Here is an 18,265-nt window from a genome sequence, read left to right as displayed (position 1 = left end):
ATACATGGGAGGAAACTGACATGATTCCATACAAACACGAACCATTCACAGATTTTTCACAAGAGGCAAACTACAATGCTTATGTAGAGGCTTTAAATAAAGTTGAAGGTTACTTAGGTCAAGACTACCCACTAATTATCGGTGGCGAACGTATTACAACAGAAGACAAAATCGTTTCGTACAATCCTGCAAAGAAAACAGAAGTTATTGGTCGCGTTTCGAAAGCAAGCAAAGATTTAGCTGAAAAAGCGATGCAAGCGGCAGATGAAACATTCAAAACATGGAAAAAAGTTGATCCAGCCATTCGTGCAGACGTTCTTTTCAAAGCGGCAGCAATCGTTCGTCGTCGTAAACATGAATTCTCAGCCTTATTAACAAAAGAAGCTGGGAAACCATGGGCAGAGGCAGATGCAGATACAGCGGAAGCAATCGACTTCATGGAATACTATGGTCGCCAAATGCTACGCATTAAAGACGGTCAGCCAGTCGAAAGCCGTCCAGGTGAATACAATCGTTATGACTACATTCCACTAGGAATCGGTATTGTCATTTCTCCTTGGAACTTCCCATTTGCAATCATGGCTGGTACAACAGTAGCTGCTTTAGTAACAGGGAACACAGTGTTATTAAAACCAGCTTCCACGACGCCAGTTATAGCCTATAAATTTATCGAAGTATTAGAAGAAGCTGGTCTTCCAGCAGGTGCGGTGAACTTCGTACCAGGTTCTGGTGCTGAAGTAGGTGACTACTTAGTCGATCATCCAAAAACACGCTTCATCAGCTTCACAGGTTCACGTGATGTCGGCTTACGTATCAACCAACGTGCATCTGTGTTAAATGAAGGCCAAATTTGGATTAAACGTGTCATCGCTGAAATGGGCGGTAAAGATACAATCGTAGTGGATAAAGAAGCAGATTTAGAATTAGCTGCACAATCGATCGTGAAATCAGCATTTGGTTTCTCAGGTCAAAAATGTTCAGCATGTTCTCGTGCTGTCATCGTAGAAGATGTATATGAGCAAGTGGTAAATCGCGTAGAAGAGTTAACAAACGCTTTAACAGTGGGTGACCCAACTGATTACAGCAACTTCATGGCAACAGTTATTGACCAAGCAGCTTTCAACAAAATTACTGAGTACATTGAAATTGGCAAAGGCGAAGGCCGTCTAGTAGCTGGTGGTACAGCGGACGATTCAGTCGGTTACTTCGTACAACCAACTGTGTTCGCTGACGTAGATCCTTCTGCACGTATTATGAAAGAAGAAATCTTCGGACCTGTTGTAGCGATCGCAAAAGCAAAAGATTTCGACCATGCGATTGAAATTGCAAACGATACAGAATATGGTTTAACAGGCGCTGTTATCACAACTAACCGTATGAACCTAGAAAAAGCGCGTGAAGAATTCCATGTAGGAAACCTTTACTTCAACCGTGGCTGTACAGGTGCAATCGTTGGTTACCAACCATTTGGTGGCTTCAACATGTCAGGTACAGATTCAAAAGCAGGTGGCCCAGACTACCTACAACTGCATATGCAAGCAAAAACAACTTCAGAAATGCTTTAATATTTACTTCAATAAAATGTCGTACATTGCTTCTTAGAAAGCAATGTACGACATTATTTTTTTGGGGCTAACACAAATGACATATATAATAGAAGAAACTCATGTGAATTTCGGTTCACTTTCCTTCCCCTATTTAAAACTAACTCTCACATCAAATTATAAAAGCATACTTATTGCCTATAAATCGCTGGTATATTTTATGGTATTTCTAACATTTGACCCTTATCTTGATTGTGTAACTTTGTTAAAATGATATCAGTTTAGGAGGGTAAAACTATGAAAAAACTATCAATTTTTATGTTGCTCATGATGCTTGTTAGTCTAGTCATTTGGCAGCCTCAATCTGTCTATGCAGACGAGCTATCAGGACATATGCATGAAAGTGGTCTACGCTATTTAATTCAGAAAGATGCATTACTGAAGGATGCAAATGGAAGCTATCGTCCGAATGCTACGGTTACACGCGGTGAATTCGCCACATACATAGCAAAAGCGTTAAATTTGGACACAAAGAACGAGATAACGTTTACAGATGTGTCAGACACATATTTATTTGCAAATGAAATTAAGCTTGCCGCTACTGCTGGAATTATTACTGGTTATACGGATGGCTCATTTAAGCCAGATGACCGTATTTCAAGAGAGCATATGGCAGTGATGCTAATTAGAGCAGTTGATTATTTAAAAATACCAAAAGGTACTTCTTCTATTACCTTCAAAGACAATGCAACTATTTTTAAAGATTTCCGTCAGGATGTTGCAATCGGTGCACAATTAGGACTTATTAAAGGAAGCTCCAATGGCATGTTTTTACCAAGAGACAATGCCACAATTGGTGAGGCATCGACATTTATTCTACGATTAATTCTTCTTGCTGATCAGGTTGACGCTGGTAAAAATGAAAACAATGGTAACTCCGAAAATAACGGTAATACCAATAATAATGGGAACAACAATAATACTGGTAATAACGGTAATACTACCGCATATATCGTCAAAGAAGTTTCCAATGGTAACTTGGTAGACAAACAAACCTTTACTAGCTTTGAAGCAGCTGAAAAGGCGATGACGACTAGTTCCTTAGTGGTTACTCAAAATGATAAAATTATTAAAATGACTTCAGGTTATGTTGTAACGAATAATTATGTTGCTCTAAATTCTGAAACGATTAAGGATCAAATCGCAGTTGCTGGTAATACAGAAATGGAGTATCTAGGTAGTGATGCCACACAAGTAAAAGTACGCTTAGCTGGTCATACTGGCTATTTAAAGCAGGCTGACGTTACCTTAATTCCTTCTGCTCTAGTAAAAGGTCGTTCTTATTACACAAATGAGTACGGTGAAATAAAACATACCTTATATGATTATAAAACTAATAAATATTCTGCTAGTTACGTGTATGGCAAGGCACCTGGCTTTATGAAGCAGGGTGAGAAATACTTTAGCTGGGATGGCATCAACTTTACCAATGCTGATGGTTCTTCAAAAGGAGAAGCCTATAACTACTACCAATTCTTACCAGCTCGTGCAACAACTCAATATACAGCAGATGAGCTAGATCAATATATTGTGGGAAAATTAGCAGAGGTTGAAAGCTCAGGTGCTTCGATTTATAAAAATGCCACAACTAAAAGTAAACTACTTGGTTTAGGCTCTGTATTAAAAGAAGTGGAAGCAAATTCTCATATCAATGCTATGCTTATTTTATCCCTAGCACAGCATGAGAGTGCCTATGGTATGAGTGATCACGCTCAAAATCTAAACAATCTATTTGGTTTATATGTCTATGATACAAATCCACTAAACAAGAAGTTTGAGAGTGTGGAAGCCAATATTAATGAGCTAGTTGAAAAATTCCTTCAGCCAAATTATATTACGCCAGGTGGACGTTATACGAATGGCGCAGTTGTCGGTTCTAAGGCTATCGGCTTCAACGTAAAATACGCTTCAGATCCATTCTGGGGCGCAAAAATTGCAGGACATTACTATCGTGCAGAAAAAGCTTTAGGCTTTAAAGATGCAAATAATCCTTATAAAATCGCTCTCACAACAACAGCCGGACTAAATGTTCGTGCAGATGCATCAACAAGTCAAAGTCCACTCTTCACATTTAGTAAAAGTAATATGCCTGTCATCGTTACAAATACAAGCGCAAATGGTTGGTATCAAGTTGTTTCGGATAAACTAAACACTGAACCTGGATATATAAGTAAGGATTATATTAAATTCATCAATACCGTGAAATAACGTAAATGGCTGTCTCTTATAAATGAGACAGCCATTTCATTTTGTTGAAAAATAAAACCATCAATTGTATTTTTGTGAAAGGTGAAAATAGATTTCAGTTGAAGGCTACTTCCTTCCTGTGGGCGAGCCCCCAGAAGTCAAGTAGCCTTCAACTCCAATCCCCCCAATTTTGATTTTTAGCAAATATTTTCAAATAAAAAGTGAAGGTGTTTACTATTCTTTACGGAAGTGTGTTGTCATTCCACATTGAAAATAAGAGCCTATCTCTCTCTGATTTTGCAAATAGTGGCCTATTTTTATTGCTACAGTTAATATTTTGCTGAATGGTTGATTGGAGAGGAGCCAGCGTCACTCCTGGGGGATTTAGCGTCACAGGTGAGACCCTGGAGCGAACGTAAGTGAGTGAAGCGGCTCAACGGACGCCCCCTGGAAAGGATGCTGGCGGAACGGAAATCATCCTCTCACCTTGCAAAAAGATCTTTTTCAGCCAGTGACATTATCTTTTTTCAACAACATGAAACGCCTGCCTCTATTAAACGAAGCATCCATTTAGATAGATTTGTTTGTCTTTCTCTAATCTGGGTATATAGAGAATAAGAAAAACGATCCCAAAGGCTAGTACACCTTTGGAATCGTCTCTTAATCAATTATTGTTTTTTATAGTATTGCAAAATACCATTATAAATAGATTCTGCAAATAATTTAACGTATTGATCATTTGTCATTTTACTGTTATCCTCTGCATTCGTTAAGAAACCAAGTTCTACTAGAATAGATGGGATCACCATATTACGAATCACGTAGTATTGCTCTTGCTTAACACCACGATTTTTCATATTTAAATTGTTGACAATTTGACTATTAACATATGTCGCTAAATCTATGTCTTCCTGATACATATCTCCTGTAGATATTGCATAATATGTTTCAGTACCAGACGCTGACGTATTAGCAGCAGAGTTGACATGGACACTTACAAAAATTTCACCATAGTTTGCTTGAGTAAAGTCTACGCGATCTTGTAATGATGGATACGTATCACCAGTACGTGTCATATAAACTTTTGCACCAGCATTCTCTAGTAATTGTTTCACTTGTGTGCTGACTTTTAATGTAATGTTCTTTTCAGAAGCAGAGCCCTTTACTGTACCTGGATCTTTACCACCATGACCTGGGTCTAGGATGATAATACGATTTTGTAAAGGTTTAGCTGTTTGATTTAATAGCTTCAAATAAGACTTGTGGACATAGCCTGATTGGCCATTATATGTGATTTCTGCCCAGTAACCATTGATGTTATTAACTTGGACATACTCTCCTTTATTCAGCTTAAATAACACGGCTGATGTAGAGTTACTTTGACTGCGAACATTTAAATTAGCAACCGTTACTCTACCTAGCACATCACCAGAAACTGGTGGTGTTGGATCTGAATTTGGGTTTGGATTTGGCTTTTCTTCTTCCACAATATCCGTAGTGCTATTTGCTACAATATAACCTGGTAAACCATTTACTTGTGTTAAGTAGTAGCCACCAATTGTTTTGTAAACAGGAAGTTTTTCGTTCGCTTTAATCGATGAAATGACTTTTGCTGAAGATGTAGGCTTCACATATAAATTGACAACATTTTTTGTCGTTACTTCTTTTTCGACTGTTCCTAACGCATTGCCATCTGCATCTACAAATTCTGCATATTGCTTATAGATATAGGCATATGCGCCTTTATAAGTAACCTTTAGCCAATTACTTTCAACAGCGTAGACTGATAATTTACCGCCTGTATTGACTTTGCCTACAATGTTCGTGCTTGAAGTAGAATCTTTTGTCTTACGGATGTTTAACCCATCTGTAGTGACCTTCACTAAGCCAATGACTTGTGATGTATCTGGAACTTGTACACCTTTTACTGGAAGCTCTAATCGATATTTTTCACTGTTTGCACGTGCAACGAATAATGAGAATTGAGAACGTGTTACAGTGCTATTAGGTAAATACGTATTACCTGTTCCGTTTGTAATGCCATTATAATAGATGGTATTGATGTATTTCACATATTCATGTGTGATTCCTACATCAGTAAAAGGAGAGTCGATCCCCTCATACTCACTAGTATCTAAATTAAAAGCCTTTGTTAATACATAACTCATTTCTCCACGAGTTAGAGGCTTATTTGGTAAGAATTGACCTTTTATATTTTTGTCGAAAAATCCTAGCTGTACAGCACGTTCTATATAACCTGACATTTCAGTGCCAACTGTAACATCTGAAAAGCTAGATTTATTTACAACTAATGGTTTATTACCAGAGGCAACCACAACCATTTTAGCTGCTTGTCCTCTTGTTACACTATTATTTGGGCCAAAGACTCTCTTACCATTCACAAAGTAACCTTGAATTACCCCCAAATTTACTAAATAATTGATTTCTTCATAGGCTGGGTGATTTTTAGTAACATCTTCAAATGTTATATTTGAATTGTTAGCTGCACTGACACTTGCACTATGTATCGTAAACATAGAAGCCGAAATGAATAAGACGCACAAGATAAGACTAATTTTTTTGATGTTCAATGTCTTATTTCCTCCCTTCTTGTTCTCTTAACGTGTCCATTTTAACAAAATTAGCTAAATAAAGCATCATACAATAGAACTGTTAAACTTTAATTTTCCAATTCACATCCTTTCCTACAAAATTATCATAAAAATAGAAGAGTCTGCTATTGCAAACCCTTCTTCCATTATACGCTATTCAAAAGATCATTTCTTGCAATCTATGACACCATTAAAGTGTTAACTTTATGAACTTATTGTTGGATTCTTTCAATAAAAACTTTTAATTGTTCGATTTTTAGTAATTCATCGGAACCGAAGCTACCGTCTCCGTCACCATTTGTAATGCCATTAGATGCTAGAGTAGAAACATATTCATTAGCCCAGCTCTTTTGAGGCACATCACTAAATGCTACACTTCCACCATTATTTTCAAGACCAAATGCTAGCACTAATACTTTAGCAATTTGTGCACGCGTAATTGGTGAAGACGGGTTGAATTTACCATTTGCATCGCCTTCAAAGATACCTAATTTTGCTACAGCTGCAATAGCACCTGCATGAGCATATGTAGGTTTTACATCTACGAAACTAGTAGTAGTATCAGATGTATCTAAGTTTAAAGCTTTTGCAATTTGTACTGCTACCTCTGCACGAGAAGCATATACGGAAAAGTCAATAGCTGCTTGCTTTACTTCAGCTTGTTGTTGAGCATCAAATGTTGCCACACGTTTAGCACCTACATAACGATCGCCCCAATAATATGGGTCATTAACATTTGAGTAGCTTACACCTTGACCAGTTTGAGAGTGGATCATTTTATCATCACCTATGTATATCCCTACATGTGAAATACCACTACCACTTGTATTGAAAAATACTAAATCGCCAACTTGAAGATCACTCTTGGCAACTGCAGTACCTTGTTGATATTGAGACCCTGACGTACGGTTTAATTGAATACCTAAGTCTGAAAATACTTTAGAAGTAAAGCCAGAGCAATCAAAACCGCTAGTTGTAGTACCGCCGTATTTATATGGAACACCTAAATATTTAGAAGCTGTATCAGTTAAATCTGCTTTAGACGCTGCTTCAGCAGTATTAATATTAGTAGTTGAAAATAACATAAATGATGCAAAAATCGGTAATAACCATTTCTTATTCATACTTTTGTTATACCCCTCTCAAAACTTTTTTGCCTATACATAGACTATCACAAAAGAGGCGAATGTTATTTTTCAATTGTGTAACGGTTTTAGACAGCAAAAAAACGCTGTAATACCAACGTTTGGTGGTATTTCCAGCGTTAAAAAGGGGATTTTTTTATCGTAATTTGGAACTTTCGTAACATTTCTGTAATATTAGCGATTCTTTGTTACACAACAACTTATTGACTAGAGAACATTTGGACCCAATAGTAATTTCCTTTGCTATCCTGTGCTATTCCAACACCTGTATTCGTATAGTGCTCTTTTAAAATATTATCTCGATGGCTAGGTGAAGCCATCCATGCCTTAACAGCAATTTCAGGTGTTTTAATATTTCTAGCAATATTCTCTCCAAAACTTGTATAGTTGTAATCAAATAATGTCGCTAAATCCCAAGGTGCCCCATAAAATGGGGAAACGTGTTCAAAATAATGGCGATTTACCATGTCCTGTGCTTTGATAATGGAAATTTGTGTCAGCTCCGAATCATAAGCAACAGGTTCTAGCTTATTCTTCTGTCTTTCAACATTTATTAATTCAATTACCTTTTTAGACCACTCAGAAGAAAGGTTAACAGTTGGGATATAATCCTTTGCTAAATAGTCATAGGCTACTTCCAATGCCTTAATTTTTTGCTGAAAAGCAATGCTTCGCTCAACAAATACAGCAAACTGTGCACGTGTTACCAATTGGTCAGGAGCAAAATGTTTAGCATCCACCCCACCAATAATGCCGATATCTGCTAAGGATTCAATATAATCTTTTGCCCAATGCGTACGTGTAATATCCGCAAATTGACTGTTATTTTTGCTATCTACCCTTATTTGATACGCAAGAGCTAGCATTTTTGCAACCTGCATACGCTTTAAAGGCTCTTCTGGATGAAAGGCATCACTCTTTTGAATGATTCCCAGTTTAACAAGCTGGCAAATTTCCTTGTAATATGGATGTGTTGTAGGAACATCCTTGAATTTTACAGGGTTCTCAATGTCAATGTTTGTTTGAAGAGAGCGAGCTATGGCAGCAGCAGCCTCTGCCCTTGTAATAGCTTGCTCTGGCTTAAAAGTGTTGTCGTTATATGTAGTCATAAATTGTTTTGTGAGCATATGTTGAATCGAGGCATTTGCCCAGTATGAATTTGTCACATCTACTGCCTTAGCAGACGCTGCTTCTGCTTGACTAAAACTAGTTAAACTTCCTACGGTTGCAGCTATTGAAAGTACCATTATACTCAATAATTTTTTCAACAGGGCGACCTCCTCACGTTGGCAAAATAAAAACGTATTAAATAGTACCTCCCAATCAAAGCGACCATTTATACTATAAGATACGAATTTCAGATGATATAGTTTCACTTTTTTGGAAATTAATATTAAGATCCATTTTTTCTTACTTATAAAAGGAGTTTTCCCGTATTATTCATTGGGAAAACTCCTTTTTTATCATACTATTGAATCATTTTAAGATAGTCTTCTAGAATGCGGTAATTATACACTAAGCCTTGTTGCTCAATCGACAAATTACTATAATCTTTTTGAGCTGCTAGCACTTTTTTCTCAAATGATGAGCTGTCTGGATCAATATTTCCGATCGCTTGAACAACTTTAAGAACGACAGCCACATCTTTTTCAGCCTGCTTTAAGGCATCCTCATTAATGACCTGTCCTTTAATTTTAGAGTCCAATGCCTTATAGGCAGCAACGGCATTCGCCACATCTTCAATATATGTGGACGAGCTTGGAGACAGTCCCGCTATGATCTCCACAACCTTCTTCACATCAGCTAAACTTTTCTCTGCTTCGAGTAAAAGAGAATAATTGGAGATACGCTGTTTATCTGTCGTATTCAAACTATCATACTCTTTACGCGCCGCTTCCACCATACCAAAGTAATATTTATCCTTTGGATTCAATTTAGCAATATTATTATAAACCTTTATAACATTATCTAGTGAAAGCAATAGCTGGTCGTTATAAACATAGCGTCGTTGATCAGCATTGAGCTTATCATAGGCTTTTAAAATCTTTTGGTATTGGCTATTCATATCTTTTGCCGTTAGTAATCGGTCTATATCTTCTACAATACTCATTACAGGCTTTATTAGCTTTTCCTGATCTTGTAGCACTTTATAATTTTGAACAGCTCGTTGCTGATCCTTTGGTAAAGCATTGTAAGCAGCACGGATTTCTTGGATACGTTTCACATATTGCTTTGGATCAACGGATGGTAAGTCATTAATCATTTGCATGACATTACCAGCCCCTAAAATACTAGACTCCGCTGCTTGCAATAAGTAGTAGTTTGTCACATATTGCTTCATATCGCCAGGTAGTGCATCGTAAAGTGAGCGTGCTCTCGATGTATCTTGAAGGAATGTGTTACTTGAAGATTTTAGTTTACTAATCAATTCCATCACACTCGAGACAGGCTCAAATTTTAAGAGAATATTAATATTATCGATGTATTTTTTTTGATCCTTCGATAGTTTATCATACGCTTTACGTGCTGAGTTTACCTTACTAACAAAGCTTGTTGATTCTGGATCTAATTCATTAATTTGAACCATCACACTTAAAATTGGTTTCACTGCTTTTTCACGTGTTGTTAAATCTTTAATATTCGTCACTAATTTCTTTTGGTCAGATGACAGCTTATCGTATGCTACACGCGCATTCATCAGCTTCGTTAAATAGTCAGCATCTTGCACTTCTGTTAATTTAATTAGCTCGACTACACTCTGTGCTAATCCCTGTTCATTTTCTGCTGCTACCAGTGCATCATAGTTTACGATCGCTTGCTGCTTCTCTGCTGGCAAGGCATCATAAAGCTCACGCGCTGTTTTCATATCTTGATAGAAAGTTTTACTTGTTGGTTTTAACGACGCAATGAGACCAATTAAGGAAGCAACATCCTCTACAGCAGTGAGATTAGCATAGTTTGTTACTCGCTTTTGGGAGACTTGATCAAGTGCATTATAGGCTTTACGTGCATCAAGAACCTTTTTTGTATAATCCTTATTTGTTGGATTTAAGGCATCAATCATTTGAATCACCTTGATTACTGCCTTGTTATCCTTTTCATAGGAGCTTAACATTTTGGCTTGCTCCACTAGCTTCTGTGCGTTCTTATCCATTGCTTTATATTCTAATGTAAGCTCGGCTACCTTTTTGACAAATGTGTCAGGGCCTTCATTTGCTAATGCTATAATACGGTCATCAAATGCTTTGGCCGTATTGATATAGCCTTGTGCTTTTGTTAGGTCCTCACTATTTACTACCTTTGCCTTAAGAGATTCACCCAATTTATTAAACGCTTCATCTGCTTTTACCACATCATCTTTATACGTTTTTTTAGAAGGACTTAATGCACTAATTTGCACCATTACGTCAATTGCAGGAATTACATCTTTTAAATCTTTATAATTTTGGACAAATATTTTATTTTTATCATCTAGCTTCGCATAAGCCGTATAAGCTGATTTTGCTTTAGAAATATAGCTTTTAGAGGAAGGATCCAATTTTTCAAATTGAGAGATAACATTAACAACCGATTTATAGGATTTCTCTAAATCTGTTAACACTTTAATATTTGTCACACGCTTTTTAGCTGTTGATGATAACGCATTATAGTGAGCTCGTGCATCCAATATTTTTTCAATAGCTATATTGCTATTTAACAGATCAATTTCCGTTGTAACAGCCTGTACCGCTTCTTCCTCTTTAACTAAAGCAGCTATTTTGTTTTGCAGCTGTGTTTTCAAATTAGTAAGAGCTGTTTCATGCCCTTGCAAAGTCGTATCTAATTTCTCCACTGTCTCTTTCAACTTGGTAAGCTGTGTACCGTAGTCAGTTGTCGGCTTTAATGTATTAATCGTTTTCGATGCTTCTGCGTATGTTTGAAACAGTATTAACTTTGTTGCTCCCTGCACTAACTTTTTATCATTTTCACTTAGCTTGTTAAAGGCAGTCCAAGCTGAAAGCGTCTTACTTTCAAAGGTTTTTGCAGTTGGATCAAGGCTATCAATTAGCTTATCTACCTTTAAGGCAGCACCTAAATTTTTCTCCCACGCTGTGAGCTCTGCTAGATTATTGACGATTTTCTTAACATTGGACGCATTAATATTTGTGCCTGAAGGATTATTATAGGCTTCGCGTGCAGCTTTAATAGCAGCTACTTTATTAGCTTCTTCTACAACATTAATGGCTTTAATCTTTCCTTCAATATCCTCTGCATATGCAATATTTGCTAACGCCAGATCTAGGTCTCCTATGTTTTTAACAAAACCTTTACCTTCCGTTAAGAGATCGTATTCCGCTTTTATGTCTTTGACTGTTGTACGATATACATCTTCTTTGGATACACGCAACCCTGAAATGCTTTTCGAAATATTTGCTGCTTTAAGATATTGTGCAATACTTTCATATTCCGTTTTTAATAATTGTTTGGAGGCTGCATCCAGACTATTGTAGGCTTTCTCAACAGCCGTCACAGCACTAATAAAGCTTGAGGCTGAAGTGAAATCTGCAGGCTGCTTACCTTTTAACTGTACAATGCTGGAAGTCACTTTATCTAAAGCAGATAAACCTGACAAGGCATCCTTATACTTCTTAAAAGGTGTGATTTTATCATCATTTGGATTATAAGCTTCGACCACTTTCTTTTGCTCTGCTGTCAGCGCATTATAATTCGTGGTAAAACTATTCATTCCAGGAGAAATAGCTGAATAATCCGTAGATTTCTCCAATAACTCAACTAACTGATCTAATTCTGTAATGACCGGTTCTATTTTTGCTACGTCCACTTTCAGCTTACTTAACTTGTCAACATCCATTCCCTTGCCTTTAAAATAGACATTGCGTGCTGCTTCATCATAGCCATATTGCAACACTGTGCCACGAACTGTTGAGGCAATATCCTTCGCCCCATTATTAAGTGCAGCAAGAACAACTTGGTTGAATTGGTCTTGCACATATTGATAAGATGTCGCTGTTGATTCATCTCCTAAAAATGTTTCATATTGGCTTTGTACATTTTTCACATCTTTAATAAATGTTTTGCTGGTATATGAAATAGTACCCATCTTATCGCTAATTTCCTTAAGCTTCTTTAACAGTAGTCGTTGCTTAACTACATAGTCATATTTCGCTTGTATAAAAGCTTTTTCATCGGCATTAAAATCAGCTGAATTTTGTACAATCGTTATATCACCATCTGCAATAACCATTTCATTATCTGATGAATTCTCTGATAGCTTGCCAAATTGTGCAATAAGTTGTTCCCTTGCTATAGTTGCTGCAACCTCATTTGCATAAGCTACCTTTTCTGATTGTATTGAGATGTGCGACTGTCCTTCGTTGTCCTGTGCGTGTGCGTTCGCTATAGCCGTAGGTGCCAATAAAAGACCCGTTATGACCCCTGCTGTCAATTTTCGATTCAATCGAACCACCCTTTCATCGTTTATGTATAGGAAAATGATTGTATTCATTTTCATTTAGAATTTATGACTTTAGTATCGGTGTAAATTGCTTGATTTCAAGCCATTCTAATATATTTACAAAATGAGACATATCAAAAGTAATTTTTCTAAATTACTAGCTAGAAAAACAGGAAGTTATTTCAATTATACTATACAATGGTGTTATATAAGGTTTTCACCAATTGACATATAATAAGAGATTATGTTTTTTCAATGAATTTATTGGAAAAAAACAGCTATTTTCATATGTCATAATATCTTTACAAGGTGTATACTACAACTTTGATATCCTATTTTGGAAGAAAGGACGCTGTTTTATGTTTTACCATTATAAGTTCTGGCATAGCTTAAAAAATCCTACCTACTTTACTAGCATCGTAGAGGAAGGCGAGGTCATCGGATATAAAAAAAGAGTACTAACGGTGTTCATTCTTTTCATCCTGTTGTTTGCTGCTCGCGAATATTGGGGAATGGGGACAGAAAATTTAACATCCTTATTCGCAAAGGATTTACAAAATGAATACTATGTAGCACGTATACTTTCGATGCTTGGTGCCGTTTTATGGGCAATCGTCTATTTTTGCTTCCATTATTATGGTGTTACCTATCTTTTACATCTATTAACGGACATTCCTTATACTTGGATAAAAAGAGTACAGCTTTATGTTGTAGCCTTTCTATTAATTGAAAAAGCAATCCTCTTTGCTGTTTTCTATGCAGTAGGCTATACAACCATGTTTTCTTTCTTCTCCTTAGCTCCTGCTGCCTTACAGGTGATTGAAACAGATTTCGTGTTATTTACCCTCAATCAATTGACGGTAACAACGGTTTTAATCATTATTGTACAGTATCTCTTCCTATCAAAATGGGAGGAAGAGGCTAGTAGAAAAATGTTAGTAGTCAAATTGATTGGTGTACAGCTATTTATGGCCATATTTGTTGGTTTGATTAGTGTACTACCAATTAAAGAATGGATTGCTAGGGGGTTAGGATGATGACATTTATCAAAACAAGACCATGGACAACTACGACCATCGTGTTAGCAATGCTAGTAATCGGCATAAATGCTTATTTTGTCTTTAAAGATAATGGCAACGTGACACGATCCTACTTTATCGATGAATTTCAAAAAGCTTATATCGGCACGAATACAGAGCGTGTTCATAAAGAAACCATTGTAGCACCTGCTGAGACATACACGATTACTGCTGATGCAACTAACTTATCAGCTGTGAATGTAAAGCGTGGCCAAGAAGTGATGATGAATGATGTACTTGCTACCTATAAAACCGATGAGGTGGATGAGGAGTTAACAAAGCTTGAATCTGAACGCACAGCCTATGAAACAGAATTACAAGATTTACAGGATGCACTTGATCAAATTGAGGATGAATATGGTGACGATTCGAATCCAAAAAGCTCCATTAATACGGATCAAATCAATGACAAGCTATCTGTAACGCTAAAATTAGAGCTTGCTCAACAAAATTCAGCATCTACAGCGGTTGCCCTGTTAAATCGACATATTGCTGAAACAAATCGTCAAATTGCATTACTTGAAGCCCAAATTACACAAATACAATCTCGTCAGGGTATTGTCAGCCCTATTGATGGTGTGGTGGCAGCGATTAAGGAAGAAGCTGGTGCGCTAACTTTCGAAATCTATTCGAATGAAAAAGCAATGTATGCCTATTTATCAGAAAAGGAATGGCAAAAGGTGGAGGAAGGGCAAACTGTAGATTTCAAGGTGAAACATGTCAAGGATGATCTATCTGGCATCGTATTAGAAAAACAAACGATTGCTACTGACGATCAGACAATTTGGGCAAATGAGCTAGCCAAAACGGTTACCTTACCACAACCAACTAATTATGAAGTAACCTTACAGCAGGATGCCCCACTCGAGGACATCCCATTTTCGACAACTGGCAAAGCCTCTATTATTGTCAACGAAGCATTTGATTCTTATAAAGTCGATAAATCATGGCTAGCTACAGCTAAAAAAGGGAACAAAAAGTTATATATCATCAATCAGGACGGTAAAATTCAGCTAATTGATGTCAATGTGCAATTCAAAACGGCTAGGTCAGCTATTTTTATGGATTATCTTGATGAAGGTACGCCAATGCTCTCGAACGAGAAACGTAATATCGAAGCCTATACCTTCAGAACATTACCTGTTGAGAAAATCCAATGGAGCCATTTTAAAGAGCTAACTTGGAAGCAATATGTGAAATATATCGTTTTCTAATCTAAATCCTCCTCGTCTTTTTATGGACAAGGCGGATTTTTTGTTAGAAAAGAAAATAACACTAAAAAAACATTTAGCAAAGCGAGCGATGGGTTGATTTCCGTTCCGCCAGCGTCCTTTCCAGGGAGCCGCTTCACTCACTTACGTGAACTGCACCCAAAATCAATCAACCATTCTAAAAATGTGTCTTTTCCTTTTCTTTCATACTAACAGTAGTGAAAAATGTGGAGAAATGTTGAGTGACAGCACTCCTCAATAAAATGATTAGTGAAAACCTTTACAAAAAGTTGTGGGTTGGTGTGCTTTGCGCTAGCCCACACAACGGATATCCACTTCACCTTTCACATAAATTCTGTTAATTGTTTTGTTTTTCAAGACAACATAAAGAATCCTCTGTAGCTGTTACAGAGGATTTGTCTTCTTTATTTTAATGATAAGCATCTATTTAAGAAGCTTGCAAATTGCGCACGTGTAATTTGTGCATCTGGTCTAAATGTGTTATCTGGGAAACCGCCAGTTAAATCATTTGCGACAAGTGCTTGGATATGGCTGTATGCCCAATGTGTTGATTTTACATCTGAGAAGCTTACTTTGCTTGTACCTGTTAACTTATAGGCCCTTGTTAAAATGGCAGACATTTCTGCACGGGAAAGCTGTCCGTTTGGATTAAACTTTCCTGCCTCTTGCCCTTTGATAATGCCAGCCTGCTCAACTGCGGCAATGGCACTGTATGCATAATGGCTCTTACTCACATCTTTAAAGCTAGAATCCTTCGTTGTAGTTAGATTTAAAGCTCTAGCGATGATTGTAGCAGCCTCTGCACGTGTAATGGATGCCTCAGGTTTGAACGTTCCATTTGAGTATCCTTTAATAAGTGATTGATCGTATAGACTTTGGATTTCGGAAAATGCCCAATGCCCTTTTGTTACATCTGTGTAAACTAATTCCTCATGATTATCTTTATAAACCGCTTGTAATTGATCGAAATACAGCTGACCTTTCTTCTGAAGAGAAGCTGTTGGCTGAGCAACATACAAACGCTCGAATTTCAATGGCTGTGGTAAGTCACTCGGAATATTCGCCGTCACGTACTTCCAACCACTCCAGTCTAAACCACCCTGGCTTGTGAAATCAATTGTATGCTTCGCTCCAGCACCATCAATCACAACGCCTCTTAGCCAATGCTTACCAGCATCGCCAAATACCCAAAGACCGATATTTTTAGGCTGCCCTGAAATAGCAATTGGTGTTTTCGCAACCATATAGGCAGCTTTTGTGCCTGTGCCACTAGTTGTGAAATCATAGTTTAATTGTAAGCTAGCAGTCCCCTGTCTAGCATACTCTTTAGAGCTTGCTAATGAAGCATTGGCTTTCGCTGTTTCTGTTATCCAAGAAGAAGTATTATCAAAGCTATCTAGTACAATTGGTTTCTCTGCTAGATCTACTACTTTCACAGCTGTAGACGTACGAATTCCTTCATACTCGCCAATAATTTTCCCTTCACCCTTTTGTGTTGCTGTGAAGGTTGCACCGTCCATTTTGCCGATATTTCCTTCAACTGTCCAGTTCATATTTGCTGGGTTGATGGTCATTGGATTCAAGTATTGATCATAGGCACTTGCAACTTGCATATCTACAGAAGATCCTTTCATTACCTGACCAACACTAACACTACTTAACGTAATTGATTTTACTTTCCCTGGTGGCGCTGTATTCACTACCTGTAAAATGGCAGATACACGACGTTCACTACCCTCTGACGGTCTATTCACTAGATTAGCGAAATAACCTCCTGGATTACGCGCCACCATTGCTGTAGAGCCGCCTCCATCTAGGTTAATAGCCGAAGAAGCACCCACTGAAATTAAATGAGCAGCTAAATCTGATAAATTAACACCATTACTATGACCACTTATGCGACCATCAATCGTGACAAGAGATACCTTTGTACCTGTAGCATCTATAGCTACCGCTGTACGTGGACTACGTGTGGAAGCAAACCCTGAATTCGTTGGCATAGAAATATCCACTTTGCCGTTACGCACAAGCATTGGTCCAGCAGCTAAGATGAACTGTGCATCCATCCATTTTTGATCGATTGATAAGCTGACATCCACGCTTGTACCTGCTGTAATGCTACTTAATTCAGCGGCTAACTCTTTATTTTGGACAGAGATAACAAAGCCATCTGATGGTACAGAAGAGTTACCTTCTGCTCCATATGCTGTTACATGAGATACTGTACCAGAGAACTGGTCACCAAAATGCAAGGTGCTTGTATCTTGACTAGCGCCCGACACAACGAGTTCTACACCCCATGTATTTGTCCCTGTTGATCTTTTTTCCGGTGTATATAAAACGTTTTTATTTGTTCCTCGTTCACTATTAATAAGATCGATAGGATAGCTTTTGCCATTCACTTGGAAAGTTAGATTCGTAGAATAATAGTCTGCAATCGCTTTCCCTGATTTCGATAAACCAAATGCAACTGGCTTTTGTGTTGGGCTATCATATGTATCTCCCAAAATACCATAGTTCACAATTTCATTATTTTCTGCTAACAAGTTCGCAGGCATACCATTTCCTAAAAAGTAAGAGGCATTGACAGCCCCAACAACACGATGCCCATCATATGTGTTTTGCTTGGCCATCGCTGATGTTGTTTTTAATGAATTAATAGGATTGGGCATACCAATTTCTAGTTTTGTATATGTATTATTTAAATTGACATCTAAAACATTTACAAACTGACGTATCGAACCTGACGTATAGTTTTGCTGTGTATGTGTTACCTGTGGTGAAACTTCTGTTTTAACTTCACTGACTTTATTGCCTAAACCAGCAGCTTGTCCATGTATGGGGCTAACTGTTAGTGTAAGCATGAATAGGACTACAATAATCGTTATTAGTTTTCTTGCCATTTTTCACTCCGAATTAATTCAAAGTATGGCACGTACCATGTCACATGG

The 18,265-nt window shown here is 37.4% G+C and carries 9 protein-coding genes; 4 read left to right on the top strand and 5 right to left on the bottom strand.

Going from position 1 to position 18,265, the window contains the following annotated elements; translation table 11 throughout:
• Positions 1 to 20 precede the first annotated feature (20 nt).
• Together pruA and HCH28_RS02005 are read left to right on the top strand one after the other, a co-directional pair.
• A complete protein-coding gene (gene pruA, locus HCH28_RS02010) occupies positions 21 to 1,565 on the top strand; it encodes an L-glutamate gamma-semialdehyde dehydrogenase (protein ID WP_221679415.1) in 1,545 nt (514 codons plus the stop codon).
• A 276-nt stretch (positions 1,566 to 1,841) separates the two neighbouring features.
• On the top strand, positions 1,842 to 3,812 hold the full coding sequence (locus tag HCH28_RS02005) for an S-layer homology domain-containing protein (RefSeq protein ID WP_221679414.1): 1,971 nt from the start codon (positions 1,842 to 1,844) through the stop codon (positions 3,810 to 3,812).
• A 647-nt stretch (positions 3,813 to 4,459) separates the two neighbouring features.
• Here HCH28_RS02005 and HCH28_RS02000 read toward each other — a convergent pair.
• From HCH28_RS02000 to HCH28_RS01985, 4 genes are all read right to left on the bottom strand, one after another.
• Positions 4,460 to 6,382: an N-acetylmuramoyl-L-alanine amidase gene (locus HCH28_RS02000; protein ID WP_221679410.1), complete on the bottom strand. Its 1,923-nt coding sequence runs from the start codon at positions 6,380 to 6,382 to the stop codon at positions 4,460 to 4,462.
• A gap of 233 nt (positions 6,383 to 6,615) precedes the next feature.
• Positions 6,616 to 7,527 (bottom strand): C40 family peptidase, encoded by a 912-nt coding sequence (locus tag HCH28_RS01995; RefSeq protein ID WP_221679409.1) that lies wholly within the window; start codon positions 7,525 to 7,527, stop codon positions 6,616 to 6,618.
• A 221-nt stretch (positions 7,528 to 7,748) separates the two neighbouring features.
• A complete protein-coding gene (locus tag HCH28_RS01990) occupies positions 7,749 to 8,816 on the bottom strand; it encodes a CAP and S-layer homology domain-containing protein (protein ID WP_221679406.1) in 1,068 nt (355 codons plus the stop codon).
• A 200-nt stretch (positions 8,817 to 9,016) separates the two neighbouring features.
• Positions 9,017 to 13,006 carry a rhoptry family protein gene (locus tag HCH28_RS01985; protein WP_221679405.1) on the bottom strand — a complete coding sequence of 1,330 codons (3,990 nt, stop codon included), beginning with the start codon at positions 13,004 to 13,006 and terminating at the stop codon, positions 9,017 to 9,019.
• Positions 13,007 to 13,362: 356 nt separating this feature from the next.
• On the opposite strand from HCH28_RS01985, the gene HCH28_RS01980 reads away from it, so the two are divergent.
• Both HCH28_RS01980 and HCH28_RS01975 read left to right on the top strand, forming a co-directional pair.
• Entirely contained in the window at positions 13,363 to 14,040 is a 678-nt protein-coding gene (locus tag HCH28_RS01980; protein ID WP_221679402.1) for a hypothetical protein, read from the top strand.
• Positions 14,040 to 15,296, top strand: coding sequence for an HlyD family secretion protein (locus tag HCH28_RS01975; RefSeq protein WP_255600411.1), 1,257 nt, complete (start codon positions 14,040 to 14,042; stop codon positions 15,294 to 15,296). The genes HCH28_RS01980 and HCH28_RS01975 overlap by 1 nt, the downstream gene beginning before the upstream one ends.
• 422 nt (positions 15,297 to 15,718) lie before the next feature.
• On the opposite strand, the gene HCH28_RS01970 is transcribed toward HCH28_RS01975, so the two are convergent.
• Positions 15,719 to 18,217 carry an S-layer homology domain-containing protein gene (locus HCH28_RS01970; RefSeq protein ID WP_221679399.1) on the bottom strand — a complete coding sequence of 833 codons (2,499 nt, stop codon included), beginning with the start codon at positions 18,215 to 18,217 and terminating at the stop codon, positions 15,719 to 15,721.
• Between the last annotated feature and the right edge of the window lie 48 nt (positions 18,218 to 18,265).

Source organism: Lysinibacillus sp. K60 (genome assembly GCF_019731275.1).
Taxonomy (GTDB): Bacteria; Bacillota; Bacilli; order Bacillales_A; family Planococcaceae; genus Lysinibacillus; species Lysinibacillus capsici.
The sequence above is the reverse complement of the archived record's forward strand: the minus strand, read 5'-3'. Positions and strand labels throughout refer to the sequence as shown.